The organism is Pilimelia terevasa (assembly GCF_014647915.1).
Lineage (GTDB): Bacteria > Actinomycetota > Actinomycetes > Mycobacteriales > Micromonosporaceae > Pilimelia > Pilimelia terevasa.
The window spans coordinates 34,805-56,071 of the sequence record NZ_BMQC01000006.1; the positions used below are offsets into that span (position 1 = coordinate 34,805).

The window sequence follows — 21,267 nt, forward strand, 5'->3', positions numbered from 1 at the left end:
CCGGGTGGACAGGTTCGAGTAGTCCTTCGGGTGCGGTCCAGCCCTGAGTGGCAGGCGGTCAGCGGGCGATCTCGGTGACCCGGGACTCGCGGATGACCGTGACCCGGATCTGGCCCGGGTAGGTCAGCTCCTCCTCGATCTGCCGGGCCACGTCGCGCGCGAGCAGGTGGGCGCTGGCGTCGTCGACATCCTCCGGCCGCACCATCACCCGCACCTCGCGGCCGGCCTGCATGGCGAACACCTTGTCCACGCCCGCCCTGGCCCCGGCGATCTCCTCGATCCGGGCGAGCCGCTGCACGTACGCCTCCAGGCTCTCCCGGCGCGCGCCGGGCCGCCCGCCGGAGCAGGCGTCGCTGGCCTGCGTCAGGACCGCCTCCACGGTCCGCGGCAGGACCTCGTCGTGGTGCGCCTCGATCGCGTGGACCACCTCCGGCGCCTCCCCGAACCGGCGCGCGACCTCGGCCCCGACGATCGCGTGGCTGCCCTCCACCTCGTGGGTCAGCGCCTTGCCGATGTCGTGCAGGAACGCGCACCGCTTGACCAACGCCGGTGCCAGCCCCAGCTCGGCGGCCATGACGCCGGCGATGTGCGCGGACTCCACGAGATGCTTGAGGACGTTCTGCCCGTAGCTGGTCCGGTACCGCAGCCGACCCAGCAGGGTCACCAGCTCCGGGTGCAGGTCGGTGATGCCGACCGCGACGAGCGCGTCCTCGGCGGCCTGCACGCACCGGCGGTCCACCTCGTGGCGGGCCTGGGCACACACCTCCTCGATCCGGTGCGGGTGGATCCGGCCGTCGGCGACCAGCTTCTCCAGCGTGACCCGGCCGACCTCGCGGCGGACCGGGTCGAAGCAGGACAGCAGCACGGCCTCCGGGGTGTCGTCGATGATCAGATTCACGCCCGTGACCGTCTCGAACGCCCGGATGTTGCGGCCCTCCCGCCCGATGATCCGGCCCTTCATCTCGTCGCCGGGCAGGTGCAGCACGCTGACGACGCTCTCCGCCGTCTGCTCGCTGGCCACCCGCTGGATGGCCTCCACGACGACCTGCCGCGCCCGCGTCTCGGCGGACGCCCGCGCCTCCTCCTCGATCTGCCGGGCCAGTACCGCGCCGTCGCGGCGGGCCTGCCGGGTGATCGTCCCCATCAGCTCGGCGCGCGCGGCGACGGCCGTGAGCCCGGCCACGCGCTCCAACTCGCGGCGCAGCCGGCCTTCCGCGTCGCCGAGGGCGGCGTCGCGGACCGTCACCTGCGCCCGCCGCTCGGCCAGTGACTCCTCCACCCCGACAAGTCGCTGCTCGCGGGCGGCGAGTCGCTGGGCCGCCTGGCTGTGCAGGTGCTCCTGGCGTTCGAGCCGCTCGGCCCGGCGGGCCAGTTCGCCGGTCTGGTCCCGGACGGCCTTGGCCTCGACGCGGGCGGCGTCGAGGATGCGGTGCGCGTCCACCCGGGCGGCCATCAGCTCGCCCTCGGCCGCCGACGTCGCGCGCACGGTCAGGCCGCGGATGAGCCGCAGTGCCACCACCAGGCCGCTCAGCCCCAGGATCACCACGAGGACCAACGCGCCGACGAGGGCCCATTCGCGGTCCGGCATCCGCTCCCCCTCCGGCAGGTGTCTGCGGCCCGGGGCGGGCGCAGCTTCGGTGGCGGCAGCCCACGGCCGAGCGCGGCGCGGGCCGCCGGTGGCGGCCGGGTCCGGGCGCGTGCACGGAGGACTGTCCACGCTGGCGGCCGCGCGGATCCTGGCGGCGGTGGCGGGCCTGGGGGTGACGCGGATCGGTCGGGGTACAGCGTGGTAACGCGAGACTAGGACCCGAACGGGAGCCGGTCAAGAAGGCGTGATTTCGGCGGCGGCGCGGACGCGGGTGGGCGCGACGGCTGGTCGCCATCACCGGAACCGCATGGCGGCGGGTCTGGTTCCGGTGAGGCAGTGGCGCTGCCCCGGCGGTGGCGCCGGTCCGTCGTCCACACGGCCGGTGGTCGCCGTGCCGCCGCGGGCGAGCTCGCGTCGCCGTCGCGCGCTACCCCGCCGCCGGGTCCCAGGCGTCGTCGTCGGGTGCCTCGACGCCGTCCCACGCCCCGGCCTCGTCGGCGACGGCAGCCAGCTCCTCCCGGACCACCGCCACGGCGATGCCGGCCGGATACCCCTTGCGGGCCAGCATGGAGACCAGGCGCCGGAACGCGGCCTGGTACTCCAGCCGGGCCACGGCGCGCAGGCGCCGCCGGACCAGCGCGCGGGCGGTGGTGGTCTCGGTCTCGGTGTCCAGCCCGGACAGTGCCTCGGCGGCGTCGTCGGTGGAGACGCCCCGCTGCCGCAGCTCCTGCACCAGCGCCCGCCGCGCCAGCCCCCGACCCTGGTGGCGGCTGGTCACCCACGCCTGGGCGAACGCCGCGTCGTCGATCATGCCGACCTCGGCGTACCGCTCCAGGATCGGCTCCGCGACGTCGTCGGGCACGCCCTTGCCCCGCAGCGCCCGCGCCAGTTCGGCGCGGGTCCGCGGCCGTGCCGCGAGCTGGCGCAGACAGATGTCGCGGGCGAACTCCGCCGGATCCCGCTCCAGCGAGGGACGGTCGCCGCCCCCGCCCGCGCGGTCGCTCCCGCCCGCGCGGCCGGCGGCGCGCCCCCGGGCGCGGTCCTGCCCGGGGGCCGGGTCGGACGGCGGGGCAGCGGCCGCCGACGGCGGGGCGGCGTCCCAGCCGCGCCCTCGGCGGGCGCCGCGTGCCCGCCCGGTCACGTCACCGCCCGGTCGGGTAGCTGTCGGACCACGTCACCGTCCGACCACGTCACTGCCTGGTCGCGCGTTGCTGCCCGGTTGCGCGTTGCTGCCGGATTGTGGGCCTGCCGGGTCATGTGGTCCTCGGCGGAGTTTCAGAAGTCGACCGGGGCGTCCGGGCCGCCGGCCTCGTCGGTGGCCGTACCGACCCCGAGCTTCTCGAAGATCTTCTTCTCGATCTCGGCGGCGATGTCGGGGTTCTCCTTCAGGAAGTTGCGGGAGTTCTCCTTGCCCTGGCCGAGCTGGTCGCCCTCGTACGTGTACCAGGCACCCGACTTGCGGATGATGCTCTGCTCCACGCCGACATCGATCAGCGAGCCCTCCCGCGAGATCCCCTTGCCGTAGAGGATGTCGAACTCCGCCTGCTTGAACGGCGCCGCGACCTTGTTCTTCACGACCTTGACGCGGGTGCGGTTGCCGACGACGTCGGTGCCGTCCTTGAGCGCCTCGATCCGGCGCACGTCCAGCCGCACCGAGGAGTAGAACTTCAGCGCGCGGCCGCCGGTGGTCGTCTCCGGCGAGCCGAACATCACGCCGATCTTCTCGCGGAGCTGGTTGATGAAGATCGCCGTGGTGCCGGTGTTGCTGAGCACACCGGTGATCTTCCGCAGCGCCTGGCTCATCAGGCGGGCCTGGAGGCCGACATGGCTGTCGCCCATCTCGCCCTCGATCTCGGCGCGCGGCACCAGCGCCGCCACCGAGTCGATGACGATGATGTCGATGGCGCCGGAGCGGATCAACATGTCCGTGATCTCCAGCCACGAGCATCGCGTCGGTGTCGACGCCGAGCGCCTTGGCGTAGTCGGGGTCGAGCGCGTGCTCGGCGTCGATGAACGCCGCGATCCCGCCCGCCTTCTGCGCGTTGGCCACGGCGTGCAGCGCCACCGTGGTCTTGCCGCTGCTCTCCGGGCCGTACACCTCCACCACCCGGCCGCGGGGCAGGCCGCCGACGCCGAGGGCGACGTCCAGCGCGATGGAGCCGGTGGGGATCACCGAGGTCTGGACGACGGGCCGCTCCCCCAGCCGCATCACCGAACCCTTGCCGAACTGCTTGTCGATCTGGGCGAGCGCGAGATCCAGCGCCCGTGCCCGGTCCGGGCCTGCCGTCATGCCTGCCACCCCTGAGGTCGCCGATTTCGCCGGTCGTTTCGTCACGCGGGCCACGCTAGGCGGTGGGTCCGACGAAATGACGGGCGGCCGGCGGGTACCTGTGGACACACGTCCTGGTGTGGACAGTAACCGAACATGTGTTCGATCGTAAGCGAAACCCGCGGGAGTCCACAAAAGCGCAGGTCAACGCAGCTTCGGCGGCACCCGGTCGGGGTAGGCGGCGCACACGGCCCGCCACACGGTGACCGTCGGCACCCCCTCGTCGAGGGCCTGGACGACGGTCCGGCCGCCGAGCTGCAGCAGGACCTGGTCCGCCGCGACGCTGGCGGCGTACCCCGGCCCGAACACCTCGTCCAGCCGCTGCCAGAAGTCCGTGAGCCGCACCCGTGCCTCCTCCTCGCCGTCGACGGTCAGGTCCGCACCCGGCCCGGGCGCAGCGTCCACAGCGCCAGCGGCACCGTGGCCAGCGCCGCGGCCAGGGCCAGCGCCCGGTAGTCCCAGCCCGCGACGACGAAGCCGCTGACCGCGCCGGCGCCGGCGCCGGCCAGACCCATGATCAGGTCGGACAGGCCCTGCGCGGCCGGCCGCACGGCGAGCGGCACGTGTTCGGTCAGCATCGTCGAGCCGGCCACCATCGTGCCCGACCAGCCGAACCCCAGCAGGGTGAGGGCCACGGCGAGCCGGGTGGTGTCGTGGCCGGCGGTGGCCGCGGCGAGGCAGGCGGCGGCGAGGACCACGGCGCCGAGGCCGACGACGGGGCAGCGGCCGATCCGGTCGGCGAGCAGGCCGACCAGCGGGGACAGCGCGTACATGCCGGCGATGTGCAGCGACAGCACGACGCCGACGACCGCGAGGACGTCGTCGGGGTGGTGGTGGGCGCCGAGGTGGACCGGGGTCATGGCCATGACCCCGACCATCACGAGGTGGCCGAGCGCGACGGCACCGATCCCGAGGCGGGCGTACGGCTCGGCCACCACGACCGCGAACGCCGCCCGCATACCGATCCGGGGCGCCGCCGCGGTCTCCGCTGGCGCCCCGGACTCCGCGGCCGTGCCGCACCCCGCGGGCGCGACGGCCCGCCCGGCCGGCGGGGAAGCGACCGAAACGGCGGGCCCCCCGGACACGGCGGCCACCGTGGGCGTGCCAGCCACCGCAGGCGTGCCGGTCGGCGCGGTCGGCGCGGCCGCCTCCGTTGCGGCCGCGGCGCGCGCGGCCAGGAGCGGGTCGGGGCGCAGCAGGACGAACAGGGTCGACCCGCCGACGACGAAGGCGACCGCGCTGACCACGAAGGGGCCGCTGAGGGGAGCCAGGCTCAGCCCGCCGACCAGCCGGTCGGCCAGCGGCGCCAGCAGCGGCGCGGCGACCGCGCCGAGCGTGGTCGCCCACACGATCAGCGAGAGGTGCCGCCCGCGGCGGTCGGCGGGGGCGAGGTCCACGGCGGCGTACCGGGCCTGGAGGTTGGCGGTCGTGCCGCCGCCGAACAGGACCAGGCCGCCGAACAGCAGCGGTACCGACACGAGGGTGGCGCCGGCCACCGTGAGCAGCGCCCCCACCGCGCCCACCGCGTAGGCCAGGACCAGGCCCGGCCGGCGGCCGCGGGCGGCGGTCACGCGGGTGACCGGGATCGCGAGCAGGGCGCCGCCGACGACGGCGCCGCTCTGCGCGAGGCCGGACAGCCGGGTCCCGGCGATCTGCGAGGTGAGCAGCGCGCCGACGGAGATGCCGATGGCGACGCCCACGGCACCGAGGATCTGGGTGCAGAAAAGCAGGCGCATGGTGCGCCGGTGGAGTGCGTCCGTGGTCATGCGGGGCCTCTCGCTGTGGTCCGGCGCGCGATCGTATCCGGGCGGGGGCGGGGTCACACGCCGGAGGCCCGCGGGCGGGCCGCCGCGGCGGCCACGGCGGCGGCGAGCGCGGGCGCGTCGGCCGCCGTGAGGGTGCTGATCGTGACCCGGATCCCGGGCGGGGCGCCGAGCCGGTACCGGGAGCCCGCCGAGACCTGGTACCCGCGGTCGCGCAGGACGGTGACGGCGTGCGCCTCGTCGGCGACGGGGATCCACAGGTTCAGGCCGGTGCGGCCGTGGGCGGCCACGCCGTGGACGGCGAGGGCGTCGTGCAGGAGCCGACGGCGGTCGGCGTACGCGGCGCGGGCGCGGTCCACCGCGGCGGCGGCCGCGGGGTCCTGCCACAGGTGCAGGACGATCCGCTGCAGCAGCGTCGACACCCACCCCGAGCCCAGGTTCATCCGGCCGGCCACGCGGGCGACGGTGGCGGCGTCGCCGGCCACGACCGCCAGCCGCAGGTCGGGGCCGTACGGCTTGGCGGTGGACCGGACGTACGCCCACGCGCCGTCCCCGCCCCCGAGCAGGCACAGGGGTGTGGTGGCCAGCTCGGCCGAGTGGTCGTCGTCGATGGTGAGGATGTGCGGGTGCGGGCGCAGCAGCGCCTGGAGGGCGGCGGCGCGGGCGGCGGTGAGGGCGGCCCCGGTGGGGTTGTGGGCGCGGCTGGTCACCAGGACGCAGGACGGCCGCTCGGCGAGGGCGCGGCGCAGGCCCGCGACGGTGGGGCCGTCGTCGTCCACGGGCAGCGGCACGGCGACGAGGCCGAGGGCCGCGATGAGGTCGTGGAACCGGCCCCAGCCCGGGTCCTCGACGGCGACCCGGTCGCCGGGCCGCAGGTGGGCGGAGAGCAGCCGGTCGATCGCGTCCAGCGCCCCGGCGGTGACGGCGAGGTGGTCGGCGGGTACGCCGTCGGCGGCGAGCCGCGCGCGGGCGGCGGCGCACAGTGCGGGCAGCGGGCCGCCCTGCGCGTAGTTGGCGGGGGCGGGGGCGGCGGCCAGGGCGCGCAGCGCGGGGCCGAGGTCGGGCAGCAGCGCGGGGTCGGGCTCCCCGGCGGCGTGGTCGCGCAGGCCCGCGGGGGTCGGCGTGGCGACGGGGGCGGCGGCGATCGGCGGCCGGGGGCGGATCCGGGTCCCGTGCCGGCCGGCGGTCTCGACGATGCCGCGCTGCCGCAGGTCGGCATACGCCCTGGCGACCGTGCCGGCGGCGAGGCCGAGCTGTCCGGCCAGCGCCCGGACCGGGGGCAGCGCGGTGCCGGGCGGCAGGTCGCCGCGGCGCACGCCGGCCTCGATGCCGGCCGCGACGGTGGATGCGCTGTCACCGGTGAACTGATATTGTTCTGCCACAGTTGCCAGATTGTACCAGAACAAAATTGCTGGCAGCACCGCTTGCTCCTCGACGGATGCGGCCGGCCTGTCTCCGCGGAAGGGACCGTCATGACCTACCCCGTCACCGCCGCCACGACCCCGCACCGGCTCCGGGACCGGGTCGGCTACGACCGCGCGGCCGTCCACGCGGTCCTGGACGAGGCGTGGTACTGCCACCTCGCCTTCGTCGCCGACGGCGCGCCGGCCCAGTTGCCGACCATGCACGTACGCCTGGGCGAGACCGTCTACCTGCACGGCTCCACCGGCAGCGGGCCGATGCTCGCCGCCCGCGCCGCGGGCGGCCTGCGGGTGTGCCTGGCGGTGACGCTGCTGGACGGGCTGGTGTACGCGCGCTCGCAGTTCCACCACAGCGCCAACTTCCGCTGCGTGGTCGCGCACGGCACCGCCGCGCCGGTGACCGAGGCGGCCGAGCGGGACCGGGCGTTCGCCGCGCTGGTCGACAAGCTCGGCCCGGGACGGGCGGCGGACTCCCGCGGCGTCAGCCCCCGGGAGCACGCCCAGACCGCGCTGCTGCGGCTGGAGCTCACCGAGGTCTCGCTCAAGTCCCGCGCGGGCGCCCCCGCCGACGACCCGGAGGACCTCGACCTGCCGCACTGGGCCGGCGTGGTGCCGCTGCGCCTGACCCCGGGCACCCCGGTCCCGGACGCCGGGACCGCCGCGCCGGCACCCGCCTACCTGCCGAGCTGATCCCCCGCCGCGCCGCCCGGAATCCGGCCTGCTTCCCGGGCGTCGTGCCCCGCGGTCGCGCGCCAGGCGCGGGCGGGTGTCGGGGGTACCGGGCAGGATGGGTCGGGTGACGGGAGTGCGGGGACGGTCGGGCGCCGAGGGGCGCGACGCGGGGGATGCCGGGTCCGGGGGCGCCGCGGGCGCCGCTGTCGGGGGATTCGACGGCGGGCGGTTCGGGGCCGCCACGCGGGCGTGGTTCGACGGCGCCTTCGCCGCGCCCACCCCCGCGCAGACCGGGGCGTGGGCGGCGATCGCCGCCGGCCGGCACGCGCTGGTCGTCGCGCCCACCGGCTCCGGCAAGACCCTGGCGGCGTTCCTGTGGTCGCTGGACCGGCTGGCGCACACGCCCGTGCCGGCCGCGCCGACCGCGCGCTGCCGGGTGCTGTACGTCAGCCCGCTCAAGGCGCTGGCGGTCGATGTCGAGCGCAACCTGCGCGGGCCGCTGGCCGGCATCCGCCAGGCGGCCGCCCGCCTCGGCACCGCGCCGCCGGACATCACCGTCGGGATGCGCACCGGCGACACCCCGGCCGAGGAGCGGCGGGGGTTCGCCAAGGCGCCGCCGGACATCCTCATCACCACTCCCGAGTCGCTGTTCCTGCTGCTGACCTCCTCCGCCCGGGAGGCGCTGGCCGGCGTCGAGACGGTCATCGTCGACGAGGTCCACGCCGTGGCTGCCACCAAGCGCGGCGCCCACCTGGCGGTGACGCTGGAGCGGCTGGACGCGCTGCTGCCGCGGCCGGCCCAGCGGATCGGGCTGTCGGCGACGGTACGGCCGATCGAGGAGGTAGCGCGCTTCCTCGGCGGCGCCGCGCCGGTGACCGTCGTGCAGCCGCCCGCGGCCAAGACGTTCGACCTGTCCGTACAGGTGCCGGTCGAGGACCTGACCGCCCTCGACGCCGCCGACGACGACACCGGACCCCGCCGCGCGTCCATCTGGCCGGCCATCGAGGAACGGGTGCTGGACCTGATCCAGGCGCACCGGTCGACCATCGTGTTCGCCAACTCGCGCCGCGGCGCCGAGCGCCTGTGCGCCCGGCTCAACGAGATCGCCGCCGAGCGGGCGGCCCCGCCCGAGGGGCCGCCGGCCCCGCCCGAAGGGCAGCCGGCCCCGGCCGACGGGCGGGCGGCCCCGCCGCCAGAGGAGGCCGCGGCCGGCCGGTCGGGTGGGATGCCCGCGGAGATCCTCGCGCAGTCCGGGGTGGCGGCCGGCGCGCCGGCCGCCGTCGCCCGCGCCCACCACGGCAGCGTCTCGCGCGAGGAGCGCAAGCAGATCGAGGAGTCCCTCAAGGCCGGCCTCCTGCCGGCGGTCGTCGCCACGTCCAGCCTGGAGCTGGGCATCGACATGGGCGCGGTCGACCTGGTGGTCCAGATCGAGGCGCCGCCGAGCGTCGCCGCCGGCCTGCAGCGGGTCGGCCGCGCCGGCCACCAGGTGGGCGCGGTCTCGCGCGGCGTGGTCTTCCCCAAGCACCGGGGCGACCTGGTCTCGTGCGCGGTGGTCGCCGACCGGATGGTCGCCGGCCGGATCGAGGAGCTGCGGTACCCCCGCAACCCGCTGGACGTCCTCGCCCAGCAGATCGTGGCGATGGTCGCGCTGGACGAGTGGTCCGTCGACGACCTGGCCGCGCTGGTCCGCCGGGCCGCCCCGTACGCCGCCCTGCCCGACTCGGCGCTGCACGCCGTCCTGGACATGCTCGCCGGCCGGTACCCCTCGACGGCCTTCGCCGAGCTGCGGCCGCGCCTGGTCTGGGACCGCGCCACCGACCGGGTGACCGGCCGGCCGGGGGCGCAGCGGCTGGCCGTCACCTCCGGCGGCACGATCCCCGACCGGGGACTGTTCGGCGTGTTCCTGGCCGGCGCCGAGCGGGCCGCCCGGGTCGGCGAGCTGGACGAGGAGATGGTCTACGAGTCCCGCGTCGGGGACGTCTTCCTGCTCGGCTCCTCCTCGTGGCGGATCGAGGACATCACGCCCGACCGGGTCCTGGTCTCGCCCGCGCCCGGCCAGGCCGCGCGGATGCCCTTCTGGAAGGGCGACAGCCCGGGCCGGCCCGTCGAGCTGGGCACGGCGATCGGCGCCCGGATCCGGGCCCTGTCCCGCGCGTCGGACACCGAGGCGGCGGACTCCCTGCGCGCCGCGGGTCTCGACGCCTGGGCCGCCGACAACCTCCTGGCCTACCTGCGGGACCAGCGCGCGGCCGTCCGGCACCTGCCCGACGACCGGACGGTCGTGGTCGAGCGGTTCCGGGACGAGCTGGGCGACTGGCGGCTGGCCGTCCACTGCGTCCTCGGCGCCAAGGTCAACGCGCCCTGGGCGCTGGCGGTCGGCGCGCGCCTGCGGGAGCGGTACGGGGTGGACGCGCAGGTGCTGCCCGCCGACGACGGCATCGTGGTCCGCCTGCCCGACACCACCGACGAGCCCCCGGGCGCCGACCTGGTCGTGTTCGACCCCGACGAGATCGAGGCCGTCGTCCACGAGGCGGTGGGCGCTTCGGCGATGTTCGCGGCCCGGTTCCGGGAGTGCGCCGCCCGCGCCCTGCTGCTGCCCCGCCGCGACCCGCGCCGCCGCCAGCCGCTGTGGCAACTGCGCCAGCGCGCCGCCCAACTGCTGGAGGTCGCCCGGGAGTACCCCGAGTTCCCCGTCACCCTGGAGGCGGCCCGCGAGTGCCTCCAGGACTCGTTCGACCTGCCGGAGCTGGTCGGCCTCATGCGCCGGCTCGGCGGGCGCGGGACGCGGCTGGTCGAGGTGGAGACGCCGAAGCCGTCGCCGTTCGCCCGGTCGCTGCTGTTCGGGTACCTCGGCGCCTTCGTCTACGAGGGCGACGCGCCCCTGGCCGAGCGGCGCGCCGCCGCCCTGGCCCTGGACTCCACCCTGCTCGGCGAGCTGCTCGGTCGGGTGGAGCTGCGCGAGCTGCTCGACCCGGCGGTGGTCGCCGCGGCGGGTGCCGAGGTCGCCTGGCTGCACGAGAGCCGCCGCCCCCGCGGCCCGGAGGACGTCGCCGAGCTGCTGCGGGTCCTCGGCGACCTCACCGACGCCGAACTGGCGGCCCGGGGCGCGCCGCCGGAGTGGGTCGCGGCGCTGCACGCGGCCCGCCGCGCGCTGCGGGTGCGGATCGCGGGCGAGGACCGCTGGCTGGCCGTCGAGGACGCCGCCCGGGTCCGCGACGCGCTCGGCGCGGCGCTGCCGGTCGGGGTGCCGCAGGCCTACCTGGAGCCGGTGGCCGACCCCCTGGGCGACCTGCTGGCGCGGTACGCGCGCACCCACGGGCCGTTCGCGGCCGCCGCGGCGGCCGCGCGCTTCGGCCTCGGCGTCTCGGTCGTCGAGCACGGGCTGCGCCTGCTGGCCGCCCGCGGGCGGGTGGTGGCCGGCGAGTTCAGCGACGCGGGCGGCGCCGAGTGGTGCGACGCCGAAGTGCTGCGGATGCTGCGCCGCCGCAGCCTGGCCGCGCTGCGCAAGGAGATCGAGCCGGTACCGCCGCGCGCGCTGGCGACGTTCCTGCCCGCGTGGCAGCAGCTCGGCCGGGGGCGCGGCGTCGAGGCGGTGGCGGCCGCCGTCGAGCAGCTCCAGGGCCTGGCGGTACCGGCGTCGGCGCTGGAGCGGCTGGTCCTGCCCGCCCGCGTGCCCGACTACTCCCCCGGCCACCTCGACACCCTCACCGCGGGCGGCGAGGTGCTCTGGGTCGGCGCGGGGGCGCTGGCCGGGGGCGACGGCCGGATCGCCCTGGCCTACGCCGACACCGCCGCCACGCTGCTGCCGCCGCCGGACGACACCCTGGCGCGCACGCCGCTGCACGACGCGGTCCTGGACGCCCTCGACGGCGCCCTGTTCTTCCGCGACCTCGCCGACCGGGTGGCGCGGGCCGGGCTGGCCGCCGACGACGCGGCGCTGGCCGCGGCCGTCTGGGACCTGGTCTGGGCCGGCCACCTCACCAACGACACCCTGGCCCCGCTGCGCGCCGCCCTCGGTGCCGGCGGCGCCCACCGCGCCCGTCCCGCGCCGGGCCGGAGCCGGTACCGGCGGCCCGGCCGGGTGGCGCTGCCCAGCCGGGCCGGGCCGCCCTCGATGTCCGGGCGCTGGTCCCGCACCCCGCCGCGCGAGACCGACCCGACCCGGCGCGCGGCCGCCTACGCCGACGCGCTGCTGGAGCGGTACGGCGTCGTCACCCGGGGCGCCGTGGTGGCCGAGGGCGGGCCGGGCGGGTTCGGCGCGGTGTACCCGGTGCTGGCGGCGCTGGAGGAGCGCGGCGCGGCGCGGCGGGGGTACTTCGTGGAGGGTCTGGGGGCGGCGCAGTTCGCGCTGCCGGGGGCGGTCGACCGGCTGCGCGCCGACCGGCCCGCCCGGGGCGCCGCGCGGGTGCTGGCCGCGACGGACCCGGCCAACCCGTACGGCGCGGCGCTGCCCTGGCCCGAGCGCGCCGTCGAGTCCGCCGACGGTACCGACGGCGGGGGTGGGCGATCGGGTCACCGGGCCGGCCGCAAGGCCGGGGCGCTCGTGGTCTGCGTGGACGGTGTGCTGGCGCTGTACGTCGAGCGCGGCGGGCGCACGCTGCTGTCCTTCTCCGCCGAGCCGGACCTGCTCGCCGCGGCCGCCGCCGCCCTCGCCGACGCCGTGCGCTCCGGCGCGCTGGGCGCCCTGTCGGTGGAGCGGGCCGACGGCGCCACCATCCACAGCACCGCCCTGGCCACGGCGCTGACCGCGGCCGGCTTCCGGGTCACCCCCCGCGGCCTGCGCCTGCGCGCCTGAGACCCGGCCGGCCTCTGACATCCCCGCGGTCCCGCCGGACGCACCGGTACTGACCGCCGGCACGGGGGCCGCGGCGCGGCCGGGCCGCGGCGACGCCGGGCGGGTCCGGGGCCGGTGGGGCACACTGGCGGGATGCCCGAAGGCGACACCGTGTGGCAGACCGCCCGGCGCCTGGACGAGGCGCTGGCCGGGCGGCCGCTGGCGCGCGCGGACTTCCGGGTGCCGCAGCTCGCCACCGACCGCCTCGCCGGCTGGCGGGTCGCCGGGGCGGTCAGCCGCGGCAAGCACCTGCTGCTGCGCCTGCACCCACCGGCGGCCGAGAGCGCGGAGGGCACGGGAGCCGAGGGCACCGAGGGTGGCTACAGCCTCCACTCCCACCTGCGGATGGACGGCGCCTGGCGGCTCTACCGGCCCGGCCAGCGGTGGACCGGCGGACCGGCGCACCAGATCCGCGTCGTGCTGCACGGGGCGTCCGCGGTCGCGGTCGGGTACCACCTGCACGACGTGGCGCTGGTGCCGACGGCGCGGGAGGACACCCTCGTCGGCCACCTCGGCCCCGACCTGCTGGCCGTCGACTTCGACGCGGCCGAGGCGCTGCGCCGGCTGCGGGCGGCGCCGGGGGCGCTGGCCGTGGACGCGCTGCGGGACCAGCGCAACCTGGCCGGGATCGGCAACGTGTACGCGGCGGAGCTGCTGTTCCTGCACGGGGTGCCGCCGGACGCGCCACTGACCGCGGTACCCGACCTGCCCGCCCTCGTCGCGGACGCCCGCCGGCTGCTGCTGGCGAACCGGGACCGGCGGCGCAGCACCACGGGGTCGCGCCGCCCGGACGAGCTGACCTTCGTGTACGGCCGCCGCGGCCGGCCCTGCCACCGCTGCGGTACGCCGGTCCGGCAGGGCGCACACGGCGACCGGGTCAGTTACTGGTGTCCCCGCTGCCAGCCGCCGGCGGGGAGCTGATCAGGCGGCGCGGACGACCTCGCGGCCGGGCCGGGTCGACCGCACGTTGCGGGTGGTGCGCAGGGTCGCCTTCAGCGGCGTCTCCTGGCGGACCGCGACCGACACCTGGCCGTCGGTGACTCTGGTCCGGCGGGCGGGCCGGGCGGCCGGCGCATCGGCGCCCACGGGCACGAGCACCCCCTGCATCCGCTCGGCGAGCGCCACCGTGTCGGACACCTCGCGCAGGACCTCGGAGAGCTGGGCGCCGAGGGCGTCGCAGATGGACGCCAGCAGCTCGCTGGACGCCTCCTTCTGGCCACGCTCGATCTCGGACAGGTAGCCGAGGCTGACGTTCGCCGCGGTGGACACCTCGCGCAGGGTGCGCTGCTGCTCCTGGCGGCGGGAGCGCAGGGCGTCCCCGATCACGCGTCGCAGCAGGACCATGCGCACCTCCCGGGTGAAGCGCAGGCCCGGTCCGCCGACCGGGCAGGGGTCAACCGTACCGCCTGGGGTGCGCATCGACACCCTTCCTGGCGCGTGGCGGGGCGGGGTGTCACGCGGCGGGCGCGGAGAGCCGGGACAGAAAAAGCACTAAAGCGGCATCAACCGCGGCGTTTCGGATTGCGTCCCGGTCGCCCTCGAACCGGCACGTCCGATGGGTCGCGCCGTCGGGTCCCGCGACGGCGATGTGGACCAGCCCGACGGGCCGGTCGCCCTGTGCGAGCGGTCCCGCCACGCCCGTCGTGGCCACCGCCCAGTCGGCGGCGCAGCGCGCCCGGGCGCCCGCGGCCATCGCCCGGGCGACGTCCGGGTCCACCGGCCCCCGGTCGGCGAGCAGGCCCGCGGGTACGTCGAGCAGGCCGGTCTTGAGGTCCGTGGCGTAGGCCACCAGCCCGCCGCGGAAGACGGCGCTGGCCCCCGGCACCGAGACGAACGCGTCGGCGAGCCGGCCGCCCGTCAGCGACTCCGCGACCGCCACGGTCGCGCCCGCCGCGCGCAGCGCCGCCACGGCGGCGGCACCGGCGGGGCTCACCGGCCCGTCCGCAGCCGCACGACGCGCACCACGTAGTCCAGGCCCGTCGCCACCGTCGCCACGACGGCCGCGCCCATCAGCCACGGCCCCACCCAGGCCGCGGCGTCCGGCACCGGCCACAGGTACCAGGTGATCGCCACGATCTGGAGCGCGGTCTTGACCTTGCCGCCGCGGCTGGCGGGGATGACGCCGAGCCGGATCACCCAGAACCGCAGCAGGGTCACCCCCCACTCGCGGACGAGGATCAGGACGGTCGCCCACCACGGCAGCGCCCCGTACGCCGACAGCAGCACCAGCGCCGCGCCGGTCAGCGCCTTGTCCGCGATCGGGTCGGCCACCTTCCCGAACGAGGTGACCAGCCCGTACCGGCGGGCGATCCAGCCGTCGGCCACGTCGGTGAACGAGGCCGCGGCGAACGTGGCGCAGGCGGCCATCCGCCAACCGGGGGCGGTGAAGTCGGAGGCGACGACCAGCGCGACGAACACCGGGACGAGCCCGAGCCGCAGGACCGTCAACGCGTTCGCGGGGTTGCGCAGCGGCACCTGGTCCGCGGAGCCGACCGAGGTGCCGGCGCTCACGGCCGCACCGCCGCGGACACCATCTCCGCGGGGACGGCCACCAGGTCCACGCCGTAGCTGCCGGTCACGGTCGCGCGGACCAGGTCGCCCGGGCGCAGGGCCGCGAGGTCGACCCCGCCGTCCCCGGCGACCAGCGTGGTCGAGCCGTCGACCTCCGGCGCCTGGTGCGCCGCCCGCCCCTCGACCTCGCCGCCGACGGTGTCCACCAGGACCTCGACCGTGCCGCCGACCCGCTCCTCGGCCCGCTGCGCGCACAGCTCCTCGGCCAGGCCCAGCAGCCTGCCGTACCGCCGCCGCACCGTCGCCGCGCTCAGCTTGCCGTCCAGGCCGGCGGCCTCGGTGCCGTCCTCGTCGCTGTAGTCGAAGACGCCGATTGCGTCGAGCCGCGCGTGGGTGAGGAAGCGGGTCAGCTCGGCCACATCGGCCCGGGTCTCGCCGGGGAAGCCGACGATGAAGTTGCTCCGCGCCCCCGCCTCCGGCGCCAGCTCGCGGACGCCGGCCAGCAGCTCCAGGAAGCGGTCCGTCGAGCCGAAGCGGCGCATCCGCCGCAGCACCGGCTCGGCCGAGTGCTGGAACGACAGGTCGAAGTACGCGGCGACGCCCGGCGTGGTGGCGATCGCCTCGACCAGGCCGGGGCGGGTCTCGGCGGGCTGGAGGTACGAGGCGCGCACCCGGACGATGCCCTCGATTGCCGCGAGCTGCGGCAGCAGCTTCTCCAGGGCCCGGGGGTCGCCGAGGTCCTTGCCGTAGGAGGTCGAATTCTCGCTGACCAGGACCAGCTCGCGGACCCCGGTGCCGGCCAGCCAGTGCGCCTCGGCCAGCAGTTCGTCGGGCGTCCGGGAGACGAAGGCGCCGCGGAACGACGGGATCGCGCAGAACGCGCACCGCCGGTCGCAGCCGGAGGCCAGCTTCAGCGACGCCACCGGCCCGCCGTCGAGCCGGTGGCGCAGGATCGGCCGCAGGTGGGCGGGGGTCGCGGCGTCGACCGTCGGCCGGTCGCCGTGGCCGGGCAGCGCGACGGCGTGGTCGCGGCGGTCCACGGGGGTCAGCGGCAGCAGCGCGCGCCGGTCCCGGGGTACGTGCGCGGCGTGGGTCTCGCCGGCCAGCACCCCGCGCAGCCGGTCGGCGATGTCGGGGTAGTCGTCGAAGCTGAGGACCGCGGCGGCCTCGGGGAGGCTCTGGGCGAGTTCGCGGCCGTACCGCTCGGCCATGCAGCCGGCGGCGACGACCCGGGCGCCGCCCTCGGCCGCGGCGAGCAGGGTCTCGATCGAGTCCTGCTTGGCCTTCTCGACGAAGCCGCAGGTGTTGACGACGACGACGTCCGCGCCGTCGGCGCCCTCGCTGAGCTGCCACCCGTCGGCGTGCAGGCGCGCCGCCAACTCCTCGGAATCCACCTCATTACGGGCACAGCCGAGAGTGAGCAGCGCGACCCGTCGGTGCGCTCCCGCGGGGTGGTCTGGGGAAGTCGGTACGTGCACCCTCCGAGGGTACCGGTAGCCCCGCCCGTCTCCGGCACGCCGTGTGCGCGCAGGACTTCCGACCGGTCCGCTGAGTCCGGGGCGCCCGCGCGGAGGGGCTCCGGCGCCCGGCAGAGGAGCCACCCCGACAGACGAAACCGCGCCGGCCGCCGGAAACCCGGCGACCGACGCGGCCCGTGTACGCGCGGGACTCAGCCGATCCGGCCGCCGGTCAGCAGTCGCAGGCGCCCGGCCTGCAGGATCTCGCCGATGGGCTGGAAGTAGGTGGTCCCGCCGGAGCGGCAGTTGCCGGAGCCGCCGGAGGTCACGCCCTGGGCCTGGGAGCCGGCGATCAGCGAGCCGCCGGAGTCGCCGGGCTCGGCGCACACGTCGGTCTTGATGAGGCCGGTGACCGAACCCTCCTTGTAGCTCACGGTCGCGTTGAACGAGTGGATCCGGCCGCAGTGCCAGCCGGTGGTCGACCCGGACCGGCACACCGTCGCGCCGGTCGAGGCCGGGCTCGCCCCGGCGACGGGCACGGTGCCGCCCTTGTAGTTGTTGACCGCGCCCACCGGCCGGTCGCCTCCGGTGACGGTGACCCAGGCGTAGTCGTTGCCCGGGAAGCTGGAGCCGTCGAAGCGGCCGGTCGGGCCGGTGGTGGAGGTGCCGCGGGTGCCGCAGTGGCCGGCCGTCGCGAAGCCCCGGTCGACCGGGAAGCCGACGGAGCAGCGGCCGCCGCTGCCCATGTGGTAGGCGTTGCCGCCGACCACGGAGGCCAGGGTCCGCGGCATCTCGGTGGTCAGCTCGACCCGCACCGCCGCGGGGTCCACGCCCGCCGCCGAGGCGGCGAAGGCGCGGCCGGCGGCCTCGTCGGTGGTGGTCACGACGAGCTGGTTGGTCGGCAGGTCGACGTGCCAGCCGGTCACGGCGGCCGGGGGCGCCGCGCCGTTCAGGCGGCTCATCATGCGGTCCAGCGCGGCCGCGCTGCGCGCGACGACGTGCGACTCGGCGCCCGCGGACCGCGCCGTGCCCAGGGCACGCGGGTCGGTGACGGCGACGCGGAGCACGTCGCCGTCGATCCAGGCGCCGCCGAAGCGCTCGCCGAGCCGGGCGCCGATGGTCCGGCCCAGTTCACTGGCCCGCTCCTGCGCGGCCCAGCGGGCGGACGCCCCCGCCGCGTCCAGGCCCAGGTCGCGGGTCAGCGCGGCGTCGTACCCGGACAGGACGGTGCCGGGCGCCGCCGGCTGCGCGGACGCGGGGGCGATGGTGAATGCCGAGGCAACAGCGGCGAGGGTGGCGGCGCTGGCCAGGAGTCGACGGGACAAGTCGTCACTTCCTTTGACTGAAGGGAGCCGGCAGCCATAAGGGACTATGGGGGTGGAGCCGACTCCGGTGCAGGGGTGGGACGGCATGGCGGTGCTGCGGCAGACCGAAGACGACCGGCGGGGACCGGCCAGGACTGCGCAACCGTCAATATAGATCCTAATGAATCCACTGCGATCCCACCAGAGCGGACCCCGAGTTGGCGCCAGTCAGGAATTCGCCACTTGTACCTCGGCGAGCGCTGATTCCAACTCGTCCGGTTTGACGAGGACGTCGCGCGCCTTCGAGCCCTCCGAGGGTCCGACGATCCCCCGGGACTCCATCAGGTCCATCAGCCGCCCCGCCTTGGCGAAGCCGACCCGCAGCTTGCGCTGGAGCATCGACGTCGAGCCGAACTGCGACGTCACCACCAGCTCGATCGCCTGTACCAGCAGCTCCAGGTCGTCGCCGATCTCCTCGTCGACCTTCTTCCGGCCGCCGTCGGCCGCCGCGAACACCTTCGCCTCGAACTGCGCCTCGCGCTGCCGCTTGCAGTGCCCGACGACGGCGTCGATCTCCTTCTCCGAGACCCACGCACCCTGGATGCGCTGCGGCTTGGAGGCGCCCATCGGCAGGAACAGGCCGTCGCCGCGGCCGATCAGCTTCTCGGCGCCCGGCTGGTCGAGGATGACCCGGGAGTCGGCCAGCGACGAGGTCGCGAAGGCCAGCCGGGACGGTACGTTCGCCTTGATCAGGCCGGTCACCACGTCCACCGAGGGGCGCTGGGTGGCCAGGACGAGGTGGATGCCCGCGGCGCGGGCGAGCTGGGTGATGCGGACGACGGCGTCCTCCACGTCGCGCGGGGCCACCATCATCAGGTCGGCGAGCTCGTCCACGATCACCAACAGGTACGGGTACGGGCGGATCTCCCGCTCGCTGCCCGGCGGGGGCACCACCTCGCCCGCCAGCACCTTGCGGTTGTAGTCGTCGACGTGCCGGACGCCGGCCGCCGCGAGGTCGTCGTACCGCATGTCCATCTCGCGGACGACCCAGTCGAGGGCGTCGGCCGCCTTCTTGGGGTTGGTGACGATCGGCGTGACCAGGTGCGGGATGCCCTCGTACGCGGTCATCTCGACCCGCTTGGGGTCGATCAGCAGCAGCCGCACCTGGTCCGGCGTGGCCCGGGACAGGACCGAGACGAGCAGCGAGTTCAGGCAGGAGGACTTGCCGGCGCCGGTCGCCCCGGCGATGAGGATGTGCGGCATCTTCGCGAGGTTCGCGGCGATGTAGCCGCCCTCGATGTCCTTGCCGAGGCCGACCACCATCGGGTGCGGGTCGCCGGTCGCCTGGGCCCGCAGGACGTCGCCGAGCGACACGTCCTCCCGGTCGGTGTTGGGGATCTCCACGCCGACGGCGCTCTTGCCGGGGATCGGCGACAGGATCCGCACGTCCGGCGACTTCACCGCATAGGCGATGTTGCGGGAGAGCTGGGTGATCCGCTCCACCTTGACCCCGTGGCCGACCTCCACCTCGTACCGGGTGACGGTCGGGCCGCGGGTGAAGCCGGTCACGTCGGCGTCCACGTCGAACTGGTCGAACACCCCGCGCAGGGCGGCGATCACCTCGTCGTTGGCCTTGCTCCGGGACTTGGCCGGCGCGCCCCTGCCCAGCAGGTGCGGCGGCGGCAGCCGGTAGTCGCCCGCCGCGGTCGAGATGGTGAGCTGCTCCATCTGGGTGGGCGCGGGCGAGTGGGCCGGCGGCGGGGCGGCCGGGCGGCTCGCCGGCACGGGGCGGGCCTGCCGCTTGCCGCGGGGCACGGCGACCGTGTCGTGCACGATCGGCTCCTCGACGTCGTCCCCGACCGGCGCCGCGGGCGGCAGCGTCGCGCGCGGGGGCCGGCGGCGGGCCGGACGGCGGTCGGGCTCCTCCCCGACCTCCGCCTCGTCGTCGATGGCGTAGGCGCCGTCGCGGCCCAGCGCCCAGTCGCGCAGGCCGCCGAGCCGGGCCGGCACCTTGTTCACCGGCGTCGCCGTCACCACCAGCAGCCCGAACAGGAACAGCAGGACCAGCAGCGGCACGGCGGCCCAGGCGGTGACCGCGGCGCGCAGGGCGTCGCCGACCCCCCAGCCGAGCAGGCCGCCCGCGGCGTCCAGCTCGGGCGGGGTACGGGCGTCCCGGCCCAGGTGCAGCAGGGCCGCCGTGGCGGCGATCAGCGAGAACCAGCCGACCGCGCCCCGGCCGCGCGGCTCGGTCTCGGCGGGCTCGCGCAGGACCCGCACGGCGCCGTACGCGAACAGCAGCGGCAGCGCCGCGGCGATGACGCCGAGGAACAGGCGCACCGCGTCGTTGATCGTGCGGCCGACCGGCCCGGCGGCGTCGAACCACACCGCCAGTCCGGTGAGGATGGCCAGGCCCAGCAGCAGCAGGCCGGCGCCGTCGCGGCGGTGCTCGGGCGCCAGGCCGCGCCCGTCGTCGCGGGCGCCGCCGCGGATGAGCTGGCCGACCCCGCGGGCGGCACCCGACCAGAGCCCGCCGACGGCCCGGCCCATGCCGCCGGAGCCCTGCCGCCGGGCGGCCGTCGCGCGCGCCGGGGCCGGGCGGGCGCGCTGCCGGACCGGCTTGGCGGCGCGCGCCTTGGTGCCGCGCGTCGATGCCGTGCTCCGACCGCGGCCAGTCGAGGTGGTACGACCCGCCATGCCCACACGGTAACCCGTGGCCGGCAACCCCGCGTCGGACGCCGCGCCGGTGCGCGGCCGCGCGACACGCCGCGACCCGTGCGACTTCGGGCATTCGCGACGACCGTCGAGGATAGATGTTTGACGATATGCTGCCCGCCCGGGATCGATCGCTGGCCGGGGGCGGGCGCCCCCGGCGGCGCCCCCCACCCTGGACCGAGGAGAGATCCACATGGCGCACTCCCGCCTGACCGACGTCATCCACTCGCTGTTCCGCGTCGTCATCGGCCTGCTGTTCGCGTTCCACGGCGCGGCGAAGCTGTTCGGCCTGTTCGGCAGCAAGACCGCGCAGCTCGGGCACTGGCCGGGCTGGTGGGCCGGACTGATCGAGCTGGTCACCGGCCTGCTGGTGCTGGTCGGCCTGTTCACCCGGCCCGCGGCGATCCTCGCCTCCGGCACGATGGCGTACGCCTACTTCGTCGTCCACCAGCCGGCGGCGCTGCTGCCCATGCAGAACCGCGGGGAGACGGCGGCCCTGTACTGCTGGATCTTCCTGCTGATCGCCGCCATCGGGCCGGGCGCGTACGCCCTCGACCGGTACCTGCCCGACCTGCGGGCGACGGCGACGCGCCACCGCCAGGCCCGGACCTGAGGCGCCGCCGGACCCGGATCTGGAGCACCGCCAGGCCCGGATCCGGGACGAGGACGGGCCGCC

Annotated in this window: 15 protein-coding genes and 1 pseudogene; 4 read left to right on the forward strand and 12 right to left on the reverse strand. The window is 76.5% G+C overall.

Features of this window, described 5'->3' with window-relative positions; translation table 11 throughout:
* Window positions 1-58: 58 nt before the first annotated feature.
* From rny to IEY75_RS09980, 6 genes and pseudogenes are all read right to left on the reverse strand, one after another.
* Window positions 59-1,588 carry a ribonuclease Y gene (gene rny, locus IEY75_RS09955; RefSeq protein ID WP_189113985.1) on the reverse strand — a complete coding sequence of 510 codons (1,530 nt, stop codon included), beginning with the start codon at window positions 1,586-1,588 and terminating at the stop codon, window positions 59-61.
* A 427-nt stretch (window positions 1,589-2,015) separates the two neighbouring features.
* A complete protein-coding gene (locus tag IEY75_RS09960) occupies window positions 2,016-2,729 on the reverse strand; it encodes a regulatory protein RecX (protein ID WP_189113986.1) in 714 nt (237 codons plus the stop codon).
* 134 nt (window positions 2,730-2,863) lie between these two features.
* A pseudogene (gene recA, locus IEY75_RS09965) lies at window positions 2,864-3,878 on the reverse strand (recombinase RecA).
* 183 nt (window positions 3,879-4,061) lie between these two features.
* Window positions 4,062-4,262 carry a DUF3046 domain-containing protein gene (locus IEY75_RS09970; RefSeq protein WP_189114205.1) on the reverse strand — a complete coding sequence of 67 codons (201 nt, stop codon included), beginning with the start codon at window positions 4,260-4,262 and terminating at the stop codon, window positions 4,062-4,064.
* A 26-nt stretch (window positions 4,263-4,288) separates the two neighbouring features.
* Window positions 4,289-5,683, reverse strand: coding sequence for an MFS transporter (locus IEY75_RS09975; RefSeq protein WP_189113987.1), 1,395 nt, complete (start codon window positions 5,681-5,683; stop codon window positions 4,289-4,291).
* 53 nt (window positions 5,684-5,736) lie between these two features.
* Window positions 5,737-7,062 (reverse strand): aminotransferase class I/II-fold pyridoxal phosphate-dependent enzyme, encoded by a 1,326-nt coding sequence (locus tag IEY75_RS09980; RefSeq protein ID WP_189113988.1) that lies wholly within the window; start codon window positions 7,060-7,062, stop codon window positions 5,737-5,739.
* Between the two features lie 90 nt (window positions 7,063-7,152).
* On the opposite strand from IEY75_RS09980, the gene IEY75_RS09985 reads away from it, so the two are divergent.
* The 3 genes from IEY75_RS09985 (at window position 7,153) to IEY75_RS09995 (ending at window position 13,528) form a co-directional block, all read left to right on the forward strand.
* Window positions 7,153-7,791, forward strand: a complete 639-nt coding sequence (locus tag IEY75_RS09985) for a pyridoxamine 5'-phosphate oxidase family protein (RefSeq protein WP_189113989.1) — start codon at window positions 7,153-7,155, stop codon at window positions 7,789-7,791.
* A gap of 106 nt (window positions 7,792-7,897) precedes the next feature.
* A complete protein-coding gene (locus tag IEY75_RS09990) occupies window positions 7,898-12,568 on the forward strand; it encodes an ATP-dependent helicase (protein ID WP_229789504.1) in 4,671 nt (1,556 codons plus the stop codon).
* Between the two features lie 132 nt (window positions 12,569-12,700).
* The gene (locus IEY75_RS09995; protein ID WP_189113991.1) at window positions 12,701-13,528 is read left to right on the forward strand and encodes a DNA-formamidopyrimidine glycosylase family protein; all 828 of its coding nucleotides are present in this window, start codon (window positions 12,701-12,703) and stop codon (window positions 13,526-13,528) included.
* Here the strand turns inward: IEY75_RS09995 and IEY75_RS10000 are convergent, their stop codons facing one another.
* The 6 genes from IEY75_RS10000 to IEY75_RS10025 all read right to left on the reverse strand — a co-directional run bounded on the left by IEY75_RS10000 (window position 13,529) and on the right by IEY75_RS10025 (window position 20,573).
* The gene (locus IEY75_RS10000; RefSeq protein ID WP_189114206.1) at window positions 13,529-13,951 is read right to left on the reverse strand and encodes a helix-turn-helix domain-containing protein; all 423 of its coding nucleotides are present in this window, start codon (window positions 13,949-13,951) and stop codon (window positions 13,529-13,531) included.
* Window positions 13,952-14,060: 109 nt separating this feature from the next.
* Window positions 14,061-14,540 (reverse strand): CinA family protein, encoded by a 480-nt coding sequence (locus tag IEY75_RS10005; RefSeq protein WP_189113992.1) that lies wholly within the window; start codon window positions 14,538-14,540, stop codon window positions 14,061-14,063.
* Window positions 14,537-15,118 carry a CDP-diacylglycerol--glycerol-3-phosphate 3-phosphatidyltransferase gene (gene pgsA / locus IEY75_RS10010; protein WP_189113993.1) on the reverse strand — a complete coding sequence of 194 codons (582 nt, stop codon included), beginning with the start codon at window positions 15,116-15,118 and terminating at the stop codon, window positions 14,537-14,539. The genes IEY75_RS10005 and pgsA overlap by 4 nt, the downstream gene beginning before the upstream one ends.
* Window positions 15,115-16,596: a 30S ribosomal protein S12 methylthiotransferase RimO gene (rimO, locus tag IEY75_RS10015; RefSeq protein WP_189113994.1), complete on the reverse strand. Its 1,482-nt coding sequence runs from the start codon at window positions 16,594-16,596 to the stop codon at window positions 15,115-15,117. Before rimO ends, pgsA begins: the two co-directional genes overlap by 4 nt.
* A 191-nt stretch (window positions 16,597-16,787) precedes the next feature.
* Complete coding sequence (locus tag IEY75_RS10020; RefSeq protein ID WP_229789505.1) at window positions 16,788-17,900, reverse strand: S1 family peptidase; 1,113 nt, start codon at window positions 17,898-17,900, stop codon at window positions 16,788-16,790.
* A 207-nt stretch (window positions 17,901-18,107) separates the two neighbouring features.
* Window positions 18,108-20,573, reverse strand: coding sequence for an FtsK/SpoIIIE family DNA translocase (locus IEY75_RS10025; RefSeq protein ID WP_189113996.1), 2,466 nt, complete (start codon window positions 20,571-20,573; stop codon window positions 18,108-18,110).
* Between the two features lie 211 nt (window positions 20,574-20,784).
* Here IEY75_RS10025 and IEY75_RS10030 point away from each other — a divergent pair, with 211 nt between their 5' ends.
* The gene (locus tag IEY75_RS10030) at window positions 20,785-21,204 is read left to right on the forward strand and encodes a DoxX family protein (RefSeq protein WP_189113997.1); all 420 of its coding nucleotides are present in this window, start codon (window positions 20,785-20,787) and stop codon (window positions 21,202-21,204) included.
* The last annotated feature ends 63 nt before the right edge of the window (window positions 21,205-21,267 follow it).